Genomic DNA, 10,797 nt, shown 5'->3' with positions numbered 1-10,797 from the left:
TGGGAAATTGGAACCTCATTATTCCCCCCTCGCTCCAAACTGGTAACGCTCTGCGATGTCCCGGTCTTTTCTCTTTCGTCTGGGTTCTTGCTCTCCCCCCCCCCCCCCCCCCCCCCACACCCGCGCACCAGGCCCCCGGGCGGGAGATGTCTTTCAATTCAGCAACCCTCGGCCCGCACACGGAACCTTTCGCGCACAACCCGCTCCCGAGGACGCGTCCGCCAGCCCGCGCTGTCGCTCACTCACGAACTCGGCCACGCCGCAGAGCGTGGGGGCAGGCGCACCGGGACGGCAGGCATCCGCTCGTGCCACCAACGGCCCAAACCCCATGACCCGCGTCCCCTGTATGGCCGGGGGCGCGTACCCGCGCCCCGGCCGGCTCGTTGAAACGCAGGTGAGCACAGCACTGCCGCCAGCGGGCCGTCACCGCCCCGCGCCGGCACCCGGCCGGTACGACGCGACCGGGAAGTCGATCACCGCCGGCGCACAGCCTGCGGCCGAAACGGCCCTGGCCCCGTCCTGCGAACCGATCTACGCGGAGCTGGCCGCCGCGTGGCGGGCGATGGACAGGACGGTGCCCGGCCAGCCCGACCCGCTCTGGGACACCCTGGTGGCGAGCGGTACGGGACGACACTCACGGGGGTGGTATCCACGTCCGTCGGCAGCGTGACCTGCGAGGCCACTACGGCTTGACGCGGGTTGTGCGTGCACGGTGCCCTGGCCGCGGCAGTGCCGTTCCCGGGTCGTGCGGTCGAAAGACCCCTGCTGACGACGCGTGATCGAGCCGGTCTCGTCAGAGGAGCTCAACAGGGCTGGTGACCGTGGTGGGGGTGTAACCGGCTCCCTGGATCTTGACTGAGGCGGTTCCCGCCCCGACCACCCAGCTACCGGTGCCCCCGTTCGGGTTCACGGAGATGACCACCGTCTTCGGCTGACCGGTGCAGGTGTACTTGGTGGCGAAGTTGGAACCAGTTGCGCCGCTCGGCTGCGTCAACGAGGCCACGATGCGCAGCTTCCCCACCGACACCGAGCAGTTGTAGGTGAACCCCACGCCGGCAGCGTTCCCCACATAAGTGACGAGGGGAAAGATATCGATGGTGACCGGGAACGGGGTCGCGGCCGCGGCCTGAGCCGTGGGAGCGCAGAGTCCCGCGAAAGCGAGGGCGCCAGCCATCAAACCAGTGGCAGTCTTCAGCGATCCCATAGTGATCTCCATCTCTGTGCATGCTTCCTGGAGTCTCACGCTAGGACTCGGCCAGACACAGCTGCCCGCCGAACTGCTCCATTCGGCCTTGATCCCCTGGGCGTTGAAGCTGAGAGGTCGCGCAGCCTGCCGGCCACCGCCGGCCACCCCGACACGCACCTCGGGGCCGCCACGCTGATGATCCTGCACCACGGCGCGACGAACCGCAGCCGTTTCACCGCGCCCCAGGCCGTGCGTAGCGCACTGTCCGCGGCGGTGGCCCACGTGCTGGAGCAGGCCGCTCCGGGAGCCGCTGCGCCCTGACAGGGGTGGTGCGGGGTGGCTGTGGCGGCGTGGTCCGGTGTTCGTCGCGGGTGGTGGTGCGGCCCGGGAACCTGGGGTTCCCGGGCCGCGTGTTCCGTCGGCATCCGGCATCCGGCATCCGGTGTTCGGCCGTGGGTCGTCCTGGCCGGTGCCGTGTTCCGGGCTTACCTGGTGCCGTTGCTCCGGCGCTTGCGGGTCTGGACGAACCAGGTCAGCAGTGCCCCCACGGCCAGGAGCCAGCCTCCGGCGATGCCGGCGGTCCGCACCTGGGTGCCGGCGTGGGCGAGGGCGATCCCGCCGTTGGGGTGGTCGCCCCAGCCGCCGTGGCCGCCCGGGTTGTGGCCGTCGCAGCCGCCGTGGTCCTGGTCCTCGCAGGGGGTGCAGGCGACGATGGTGACGGTGTTGCTGGTCGCCGTCACCGGGGTGCCGTCGGGGGTGGTGCCGGTGACGGTAGAGGTGTCGGTGATCTTCCCGGCCTGCACGTCGGACTCGGCGGTGGAGTACGTCGCGGTGCAGGTCGTGGACGCGCCCGGGGCCAGGGTGGTCACCGGGCACGAGACGGCCGGCGTGCCTGGGCCGGAGTCCGTCACGGCGAGCGAACTGATCGTCGTGTCACCGGTGTTGGTGACGGTGAAGGTGTAGTGCAGGGCCTGTCCGGCGGCGGAGAACGAGGTCTCCTGGACGGCCTTGACGATCTTCAGCCCGGCGAAGGGCACGGTCACCTTGTTGCTGGTGGAGGTGATGTTCTGGCCACTGGGGGTGGTGCCGGTGACCTGGCCCTGGTCGGGCACGTTCTGGGCGGCGACGTCGGCGGCGGTGGTGACGTACGTGGCCTGGCAGGTGGTGGACTGGCCGGGCGCGAGCTGGTTGGTTCCGCAGCCCGAGACGGTGACGCCGGGCGTCAGGTCGGTCACCGTCACGTTGGTCAGTGCGATCTGGGCAGAGGCGTCGGCGGACAGGTCAGCGCCCGGGCCCCGAACCTCTCGCCCGCGCCGTTCGCGGGCGAGGCGGCGGCGGGCCTGACGGACGCCGTGTCCCGTGTCGGGGAGGAGGCCAGTGCCGCGCCTCCTCCCCAGCCCGCCGTCATGCCGATGACCGCCAGCCCGATCGCCGCGGCGAGAGCGCCGCGCGATGGGCCGCGTCTGATCCCTGCCATACCGCCTCCGTTCCAGTCGGGCGTGATCACTGGAGGGCCCACGCCACAGCATTCCAATGACACTGAGTACCCACATGAACACTCCAAGTGGCGTGGCATGGGTCGGCTCGCGCGGGCGATCCGCACCCGAACCAGTCGGCGGCGGCCTGATGTCGGCCACCTGGCCCCGTCGCGGCCCCCTCGCGTGGCGCCCGTGCTCCGGCGGCCCGCAGCCTGATAGCGCCAAGGCAGCCCCCGCGCCACCTTCCGGAAGGACTCCCGCATGAGCGCACTGACCAGGTTCGAGACGCCCGAACCGAACGAGGACGCACTCGTGGCCGAGATGATCGAGGCCATGAACCGGCAGCAGGAGAAGGACTACCCGCCCGGCGCCACAGGCCGGGCCGCCCACGCCAAGCACACCGGGCTCGTGAAGATCACCTTCGCGGTCGAGCCCGACCTGCCGGCCAACCTGCGCGTCGGCGTGTTCGCCCGGCCGCACACCTACGAGGGGTGGCTGCGCTTCTCCAGCGGCAACGGCAAACCGCAGTCCGACGACGTCAAGGACCTGCGCGGCGCCGCCATCAAACTGCACGACGTGCCCGGCGAACGCATCCCCGAGAGCGACGAGCCCACCACCCAGGACTTCATCCTGCTCAACACCCCCGCCATCCCGCTCGGCACCGTCAAGCTGTTCCACGACGTCATCACCCTCGAACCGGCCAAGTTCGCCGCCAAGATGCTCACCAGCCACCCGCACGTCCTCGCCGGCCTGGCCAAGGCGGTCATCACCCCCACCTCACCCGCCGACATCCACTACTGGAGCAACACCGCCTCGCTGCTCGGCCCCGACCAGGTCGTCAAGTACGTCCTCGTGCCGACCTCGACGTACACCAGCCCGGGGCGCGAGAAGCACCAGGACCACTACCTCGGCGACCACCTCCAGGAGCACCTCACCCAGACTGACGCCACCTTCGACTTCATGGTCCAACTGCGCACCGACCCCGACACCATGCCCGTCGAGGACATCGCCGTCGCATGGGGCACGGACCAGGCCCCGCTGGTGAAGGTCGCCACCGTCACCATCCCCCGGCAGGAGTTCCGCACCGCCGCCCGCAACCAGCTCGCCGAGGAACTCACCTTCAGCATCGCCCACGCACTCCAGGACCACCGGCCGATCGGCGCCGTCGCCCGCGCCCGCATCCGCATCTACGGCCAGATGGCCACCTGGCGCCACCAGCGCGACCAGCGCACCAAGACCACCTGACCCACGACCAGCGCAGCCACGCCCGGCGGCAGCCACGGTGACCGCACGCCCGCCAGGCCGGCCGACACCACATCTCCGACTCGATGCGCAGAGCATCGGCACGACACGCAGCCTCACGGGCAGGGCCGCGTCCGCCATGTCCCCCTCGCTCACCGCTACTCCCTTGCTGGTCCCTCTACATGGGATAGAGGGACCAGCAAGGGAACACCTCGCAGCTCTGCCTGCGGCGACTGCCTCGACCTGCCCGCTGCCCCGGCGCTCGTGGCCGAGAACACGTGGGCCGGGGCCCACGCCCGTTACACCGCCGCCCCACTCCTGAGCGCCCACTCGGCGCGACGGCCGGGCCGCCCGCCCGCTATGACCTCGACAAGCCGAACGGCCCGCCGGATGAGGTGAATTCGGCGGACCGTCACGAAGTGTGAGGCTAGTGGGAGGTGGAGCGGGCGGCGTCCTCGATGAGGTGGGTGACGGCCGCGGGGTGGGAGATCATCGCGACGTGTGAGCTGTCGACCTCCACGGTGTGGGAGCCGGCGCGCTTGGCCTCGAAGCGCTCCACGTCCGCGCCCAGGGTCTTGTCCTGGGTGGCGATCATGGCCCACGAGGGGATCGTGTGCCAGGCGGCGGCGCTGGCGGTGGAGGCGAAGGTGGCGGCGGTGACGGGCCGCTGCTCGGCCGCCATGAGGTTGGTCTCGGAAGTGGGGACGTCGGCTGCGAAGACGTCGTGGAACCGGGCGGGATCGATGTACAGATCGGTCCCGCCGGTGCCGTCGGCGTTGGCGTACGGGACGGGCTTGAGCGCGGGCTGCAACTGCGCCTGAGTGGACCTCGCGGTCAGCGCGCCGAGGACCTCTCCCTTCTCGGGCATCAGCGCGGCGATGTAGACCAGTGCCTTGACCTGGGGGTTGCCGGCGGCGGCCTGGGTGATGACGGCGCCCCCGTAGGAGTGGCCGACGAGCACGACCGGTCCCTGGACGCTCTTGAGGACGCTGGTGAGGTAAGCGGAGTCCTCGGGCAGTCCGCGCAGCGGGTTGGCGGGAGCGATGACGGTGTAGCCGTCGTGCTGGAGGCGCTTGGCCACGCCGTTCCAGCCGGAGGCGTCCGCGAACGCTCCGTGCTCCAGCACGACGGTCGGCTTCGCCTTGGCCGGGCCGGAGTCGGCCGACGCGAGGGGGGTCAGGGTGGCCCCGAGAAGGGCTGCCCCGACTGCCGCGAGGGCCACGGTACGTACACGGACACGGCGATTACGCATGATGTTCCTTAGGGAGGAGATGACCCGGCCGGGAAGGCGGCCGGGCGTAGGGGGAAAACGGCGGGTGCGCAGCGTGGCGCGCACCGCCGTCGGTCAACGGAAGCGGCTACGCGACGGCCGGAGGGGCCGGGATGTTGCCGTGGGCCGGCTTGGAGTGCGGGCGGCAGGCGTGGGTCCGCTCGACCGACCCCGGGAGGCGGTCCGGCGGTTCGACGCGTGGCATCACCTTGATGCCGTTGCCCGTGGCACGCGGGGCAGGGCGCCGCACCTGGGGGCGGTGCCGCCTGCTCAGCCGATGTGGTGGCGGTCGAGCCAGGTGAGGGTGTGGTCGGCGAGTTCGGTCCAGCCGTGGTCGACGGTGAGGGAGTGGCCGCGGTCGTCGAAGCGGTGGTAGTCGGTGACGGCGGGGGACTTGCGGTACTGCTTGTGGGTGGAGCGGGTGAGGACGTCGGGCACGGTGTGGTCGAGCTTGCCGGACAGGAGGAGGAGCGGTCCGCGGCTCTCGTTGCGGGTGTCGACCTTGGCGGGGGAGTGCGGGGCGAAGTTGCTCAGGGCGAGCTGGAAGAGCGGGCGGGCGGGGCTGGGGATGGTCCATTCGTCGAAGAGCTGGTCGGATTCCTGCTGGGAGACGGCGTTGGCGAACGCGTAGCGGAACTGGGCGGGGTCGAGCGAGACGGCGCGCTTGGTGTTGCCGGGGTTGCGCAGGAACGCGAAGGCGGACTTGGCCTGGGCGGGGCCGACGGCCTTGACGCCCTTGATCTGGCCGGGGCAGATCGCGACGGCGGCCTGGGCGAGGTTCTGGCCGAGGAGGTGTTGGGCGATGAAGCCGCCGACGGAGTGGCCGACGAGGACGGGCGGGGTGTCGAGGTCGCGGATGATCCGGGCGTGGTGGGCGGAGATCTCGGCGAGGCCGATTCCGCCCTGGGGGTCGGGGTTCCTACGGGCCTGGGCGACGGTGGCGGGGACGCCGGGCCATTCGGGGAGGATCGGTTCGTAGCCGGCGTCGCGGAACCGGTCGGCCCAGCCCTGCCAGCTCGTGGAGTGCAGCCAGAGGCCGTGGATGAACATGACCGGGGTGCGGTTGCTGGGCATGGCGGGGTCTCTCCTGGCGAAGGGGGGTTCGGGGGTCTGGGGTGGTGGCCGGCCGGGGCACGGCGGTCCAGCCAGTGAAGTAGAAGAAGCGTTCTCTCTGCCAACTCAAGGTAGAACGTTCCTTCTGTTAGCGTCAAGTCATGACGACGAAGGACTCCAGTCCGCCCCGGGAGCGCATCCTGGCCGCGGCGATGCGGCTCTTCTACGCGCAGGGCGTGCGCGGGGTGGGCATCGACCGGCTGATCCGCGAGTCGGCGGTCGCCAACGCGACCTTCTACCGGCACTTCCCGTCCAAGGACGAGGTGGTCCTCGCCTACGTCCGCGAGCACGACCGGGCGTTCCGCGAAGCCGCCGCGGCGACCGGGCGCTCCCCGCGGGAGACGGTCGAGGCCCTGTTCGCGGGGATCGCGGAGCAGTTCTGCGCACCGGGTTTCCGTGGCTGCCCGCTCATCAACGCCGCCGCCGACTACCCCGACCCGCACCATCCCGTCAGCCAGGCCATCCAGGAACACATGGACTGGTTCCGCGCGCGGCTGCTGGAACTCCTCACCGCCGTCGGCCACCCGGACCCGGAGGGCGCGGCCGACACGCTGCTGATCCTGCGCCACGGTGCGATGAACCACAGCCGCTTCACCACGCCCCAGGCCGCGCGGAGCGCGCTGTCCGGGGCGGTGGCCGCCGTCCTGGAGCAGGCTCACGCGGGAGCCGACGCGCCCCGGACTGGCCTGCCTCGACGTCGACTGTCCTCAATGCCGCGACAGGAGGCAGCCGGCCGGTTCTCGGACGATGGGTCGCCGGTCGCGACCCGGTGATGTCCGTGACTGTCGAGTTGCTCAACCGGTCCGAGGTCACACGGGTGTTCGGTGATTTCGCGCGTGCTTCACCACACCACCACCTAACCCACCCCACCCCACAAACCCCACCTGACCAGCCAAAGCACCAACGGCCCCTCGCAACCAAGCGAGGGGCCGAACGCATGCATCGACAGCAAAACGGCCGGTCAACCCGACATACTGTCGGGTTGACCGGCCGCATTGGGTCGGTTGACCTATGTGCGCGAGGGGGGAGTTGAACCCCCACGCCCTTTCGGGCACTGGAACCTGAATCCAGCGCGTCTGCCTATTCCGCCACCCGCGCATCTGGGTGATGTGGAATAGCTTAGCCCATCCGCGGGGGTGCTCCGAACCAGGTGGGAGGCGTCAGCGGGCGAGCTGCTCGACGATCCAGTCGACCAGCACGCGGGAGACGTGGCTGTGCTCGGTGTTGGCGTCGTCGAACTTCACGGCGTCCAGGTGTGCGTTCTCCAGGGCGGCGTCGGTGATCGCGGCGGCCGGGTCGACGTCCCACTTCACCGGGTCGAAGTCCAGCGCCACCGCGCTGACGGCCGGGACGAAGGTGCCGCTGCGGTACTCCTCGGAGATCTTCGCCTTGAGGGCGGTCGCGACCTTGCCGAAGGAGTCCAGGGTGCCGCCGGGGACGGCGTCCAGCGCCGGGACCTCGGTGGTGGTGCTGCGGCGCACTGTGAGGGCGAGGTGCATGCCGCCGACCGGCTGCTTCTCCCCCTTGTTCGGCTGGAAGCGGGCCGTGGCACTGGCGAACAGGGCCTGCCAGTCGAACGCCACCTCGCCCGCCGGCAGCGGGAGGCCGACGCCGTCGCGCCGACCGTTGGAGACACCGAGCTTGCGCGGGATCTGCGGGAAGTTGCCGACCCGGTCGAGATCGGCGAGGAACTCCTTGCGCAGCCGGCTGGAGGTGGCCACCGGGCCCTCGTACTTCGAGTTCTCGACCCACGCCCAGAGCAGCTGCTGGGCGGCGGGGCTGCGGATCAGGTCGGCCTGCTTGACGCCGTCCGGGCCGGCCGGGGTGAAGCCCTCGAAGAAGTAGGCCATCTGCTGGAGGATCAGCGGGATCCAGGCGCCGTTGTGCGGGGAGTCGAAGGAGAGGTACGTCGCCGTCTCGTGGTCCACGGTCGCCGTCTCCAGCTTGGCGAGCGCGTAGCGGGTGATGATGCCGCCCATGCTCACCCCACCGACGGTCAGCCGCTCGTCGCCCTTGCGCTCGGCGATGGCCCGGAGGATGGCCGCGATCGCGACCTCGGCGTTGGCCTGGATGTGGGTGTGGCGCTCCGTGAAACCGACCAGGACGATGTCGTAGCCCGCACTGAGCAGTTGGTCGAAGAGGCCCGGCCCGCCGTCGGCGACGGTGTTGAAGTAGGCGAAGAGGCCAGGGAGGTCGCTCGGGCCGTAGTTGAAGCCGTCCGCGAAGAGGAACGGCTTGCGGAGGCCGAACTTCGGGTTGGCGTAGTAGACCGCCGCCTGCCCGGTCGCCGTCTGCCCCTCGTAGGGCGAGCCGGTCAGCTCCCACGTCACGTCGGCGGCGCGACCGGCGACCTCGCCCGACAACGCGCTGGTGAACCAGACGCCGGGCGTGAGCGAGTTGGCGATCTCCGCCAACTCGGCCTTGCTGGGCTCCGCCTGACCTTCACTGAGGGCCGTCGGCGCTACGTCGATACGGGGTTCTGGTGCCATGACTGCTACCGCCTCTGTTGGGTCGAACAGGGACCACTCGTGCACTGCGGGTGACTGTAACTGCACAGTTACGCACCGCATCGACAGAACACGCAGAGTGGTCGAAGTTGTTCGAGAGGGGTTGCCAGGCGATCGGAACTGACCGGTCAGGCAGGGAAGTCCCCGGCCCGGACGGCGGCGATGAAGGAGTCCCAGGAGGCGGCGGGGAAGACGAGGGCCGGGCCGTCGGGATCCTTGGAGTCACGGACGGGGATCACGTCGGGAAGGAACCCGGGGGCCACCTCGATGCAGTTGCCCCCGTTGTTGCCGCTGTAGCTGCTCTTGCGCCAGGTCAACACAGCCGCCTCCTCGGAGACTTACGCCGGAAAGTCGCCCTCACGGACGGCCGACACAAAGGCTTCCCAGGCAGAGGCAGGGAAAACAAGGGCCGGGCCGTGCGGGTCCTTGGAGTCACGCACCGGGACGGCGCCGGGGAGGGATCCGAGGGCCACCTCGATGCACTCGCCCCCATCGTCCCCGCTGTAGCTGCTCTTGCGCCAAGAAGCTGTCCCCAGCTCGACGTTCTTCATGCCGATACTCCTCCATCGCATCTACGATCAGCGCACGTGAGTCACCCACCGAGAGTACATCGCCACGCAGGAGGTCAAAGTCGCGTCGAGCCTCAGTGACGATTGACGGCGCATCACTGAAGTGTCCGCGATACAGACTCTCCGAGTACACCCACTCCTTCCCGTCCGGCATCAACAGCAGGAACAAGGAAGTGGCTGGCATCTTCCTCACCGGGCGAGCGAATGGTGCCACCTCGATGAAGATGTTCGACCGCTCACTCACGGAGAGAAGGTGTTCCATCTGCCTCCTCATCACGCCCGGTCCACCGATTACGGTGCGAATGGCACTCTCGTGGAGAACCACCAGCAGCATCGGCCCATCGCTAGCCAGGAAGCGTTCCTGCCTGCCCAGCCGAGTTGCAACCTTCTCGGCTAGCCGCTCCGGGATGTTGCGCGCGTCCCCGAGGCTCAAGATCGCGCGAGCATAGTCCTCACACTGAAGCAGACCGTTGATCCGGTTGTACTGGATCGCCCGGATCGCTGCGACCTCCTCTTCCAGCTCCACGTACTTCTGGAACCAGTCCGGGTGCTCGATGTCCGCGTGCCAGTCCACCCGCTCCCACAGCCGAACCAGCAGGCCACCCATGGCGAGCACGGCGTCAGCTCGCTCCACGGTGCCCCGATCCATCGGCCTCTTGCCGCCCTCCCACCGAGTGATCACCGTCCGGTGGCAGTGCAGGAGCCTGCCCAAGTCTTCCTGCGTGTAGCCAGCCTGCTCGCGTGCGAAACGGAGCGCTTCGCCGAACATCACCGCCGGGCTCGACGTGAGCCCGCTCTCCAGTCGCCGATGTGCCATCCCCATCCCCCTCAGGTGCTGCGGTTCCCCACACGTCGATTTGGTCGCCACCGTAACTCCGACACCCCGATGATTGATACCTGAGAGCGATCTTTTGCGTGCATAGCGTTACGTCACACTCCCTTCGCACGCCCCCATCCGCCCCCTGAGGTGCCCCGCCATGCTCAAAATCCGTACCGCGTCCCGCCCCCGCACGTTCGCCGCGCGCCTGGACTCCCGCACGGAATCCACCCCCGTCGCCCGGCAGTTGCTCCGCGCCTACCTCGCCGCGCTCCCCACCGGCGACCGCTACTCGGACGTCGCCGAACTCCTCCTCGGCGAACTCTTCGCCAACGCCGTCCAGCACACCGACGCCCCCACCGACCGCCTCATCGAGATCCGCTTCTCCCTCACCGCCGACCGCCTGCGCCTCGAAGTCCACGACGCCGGCACCGGCCGCCCCTCCCTCCACACCCCCACGCCCGAGGACGAACACGGACGCGGCGTCCTCCTCATCAACGAACTCGCCGAGAAGTGGGGCTGCTGCCCCCGCGCCGGCGGCGTCGGCAAGTTCGTCTGGGCCCTGATCGCCCCCACGTCCTCCCCCACGTCCACCCTCCTCACCGTCTGAACAGG

Annotated in this window: 11 protein-coding genes and 1 tRNA gene; 3 read left to right on the top strand and 9 right to left on the bottom strand. The window is 69.6% G+C overall.

Annotated features, from left to right (window positions below; translation table 11 throughout):
- Positions 1-793 precede the first annotated feature (793 nt).
- A complete protein-coding gene (locus tag AC07BF_RS26715) occupies positions 794-1,216 on the bottom strand; it encodes a hypothetical protein (RefSeq protein WP_400807360.1) in 423 nt (140 codons plus the stop codon).
- Between the two features lie 455 nt (positions 1,217-1,671).
- Complete coding sequence (locus AC07BF_RS26710) at positions 1,672-2,715, bottom strand: DUF7507 domain-containing protein (protein ID WP_478334014.1); 1,044 nt, start codon at positions 2,713-2,715, stop codon at positions 1,672-1,674.
- A gap of 210 nt (positions 2,716-2,925) precedes the next feature.
- Between AC07BF_RS26710 and AC07BF_RS26705 the strand changes: the two genes are divergently transcribed.
- Positions 2,926-3,909: a catalase family protein gene (locus AC07BF_RS26705; RefSeq protein WP_363589146.1), complete on the top strand. Its 984-nt coding sequence runs from the start codon at positions 2,926-2,928 to the stop codon at positions 3,907-3,909.
- 424 nt (positions 3,910-4,333) lie between these two features.
- Here the strand turns inward: AC07BF_RS26705 and AC07BF_RS26700 are convergent, their stop codons facing one another.
- Entirely contained in the window at positions 4,334-5,158 is an 825-nt protein-coding gene (locus AC07BF_RS26700) for an alpha/beta fold hydrolase (RefSeq protein ID WP_363589144.1), read from the bottom strand.
- Between the two features lie 288 nt (positions 5,159-5,446).
- Positions 5,447-6,250 (bottom strand): alpha/beta hydrolase, encoded by an 804-nt coding sequence (locus tag AC07BF_RS26695; RefSeq protein WP_478334013.1) that lies wholly within the window; start codon positions 6,248-6,250, stop codon positions 5,447-5,449.
- 140 nt (positions 6,251-6,390) lie between these two features.
- Here AC07BF_RS26695 and AC07BF_RS26690 point away from each other — a divergent pair, with 140 nt between their 5' ends.
- Positions 6,391-7,062: a TetR/AcrR family transcriptional regulator gene (locus AC07BF_RS26690; protein WP_478334012.1), complete on the top strand. Its 672-nt coding sequence runs from the start codon at positions 6,391-6,393 to the stop codon at positions 7,060-7,062.
- Between the two features lie 241 nt (positions 7,063-7,303).
- Here AC07BF_RS26690 and AC07BF_RS26685 read toward each other — a convergent pair.
- From AC07BF_RS26685 to AC07BF_RS26665, 5 genes are all read right to left on the bottom strand, one after another.
- A tRNA-Leu gene (locus AC07BF_RS26685) sits at positions 7,304-7,387 on the bottom strand.
- Between the two features lie 62 nt (positions 7,388-7,449).
- Positions 7,450-8,778 carry an alpha/beta hydrolase gene (locus AC07BF_RS26680; protein ID WP_363627995.1) on the bottom strand — a complete coding sequence of 443 codons (1,329 nt, stop codon included), beginning with the start codon at positions 8,776-8,778 and terminating at the stop codon, positions 7,450-7,452.
- Between the two features lie 146 nt (positions 8,779-8,924).
- The gene (locus tag AC07BF_RS26675) at positions 8,925-9,116 is read right to left on the bottom strand and encodes a DUF397 domain-containing protein (protein WP_363589137.1); all 192 of its coding nucleotides are present in this window, start codon (positions 9,114-9,116) and stop codon (positions 8,925-8,927) included.
- Positions 9,117-9,134: 18 nt separating this feature from the next.
- A complete protein-coding gene (locus tag AC07BF_RS26670) occupies positions 9,135-9,269 on the bottom strand; it encodes a DUF397 domain-containing protein (RefSeq protein ID WP_478318809.1) in 135 nt (44 codons plus the stop codon).
- Entirely contained in the window at positions 9,229-10,233 is a 1,005-nt protein-coding gene (locus AC07BF_RS26665; RefSeq protein ID WP_478318808.1) for a Scr1 family TA system antitoxin-like transcriptional regulator, read from the bottom strand. Before AC07BF_RS26665 ends, AC07BF_RS26670 begins: the two co-directional genes overlap by 41 nt.
- A gap of 109 nt (positions 10,234-10,342) precedes the next feature.
- Here AC07BF_RS26665 and AC07BF_RS26660 point away from each other — a divergent pair, with 109 nt between their 5' ends.
- Positions 10,343-10,792, top strand: coding sequence for an ATP-binding protein (locus tag AC07BF_RS26660; RefSeq protein WP_363588646.1), 450 nt, complete (start codon positions 10,343-10,345; stop codon positions 10,790-10,792).
- Positions 10,793-10,797: the final 5 nt, after the last annotated feature.

Source organism: Kitasatospora sp. NPDC043950 (assembly GCF_056435345.1).
This window is presented reverse-complemented; position numbering and strand designations above follow the sequence as displayed.

Excerpts from the sequence above, each read along its gene's own strand:
- AC07BF_RS26715 (WP_400807360.1), bottom strand. The coding sequence starts at position 1,216 with ATGGAGATCACTATGGGATCGCTGAAGACTGCCACTGGTTTGATGGCT.
- AC07BF_RS26705 (WP_363589146.1), top strand. The coding sequence starts at position 2,926 with ATGAGCGCACTGACCAGGTTCGAGACGCCCGAACCGAACGAGGACGCA.
- AC07BF_RS26695 (WP_478334013.1), bottom strand. The coding sequence starts at position 6,250 with ATGCCCAGCAACCGCACCCCGGTCATGTTCATCCACGGCCTCTGGCTG.
- AC07BF_RS26660 (WP_363588646.1), top strand. The coding sequence starts at position 10,343 with ATGCTCAAAATCCGTACCGCGTCCCGCCCCCGCACGTTCGCCGCGCGC.
- AC07BF_RS26680 (WP_363627995.1), bottom strand. The coding sequence starts at position 8,778 with ATGGCACCAGAACCCCGTATCGACGTAGCGCCGACGGCCCTCAGTGAA.
- AC07BF_RS26710 (WP_478334014.1), bottom strand. The coding sequence starts at position 2,715 with ATGCTGTGGCGTGGGCCCTCCAGTGATCACGCCCGACTGGAACGGAGG.
- AC07BF_RS26690 (WP_478334012.1), top strand. The coding sequence starts at position 6,391 with ATGACGACGAAGGACTCCAGTCCGCCCCGGGAGCGCATCCTGGCCGCG.
- AC07BF_RS26700 (WP_363589144.1), bottom strand. The coding sequence starts at position 5,158 with ATGCGTAATCGCCGTGTCCGTGTACGTACCGTGGCCCTCGCGGCAGTC.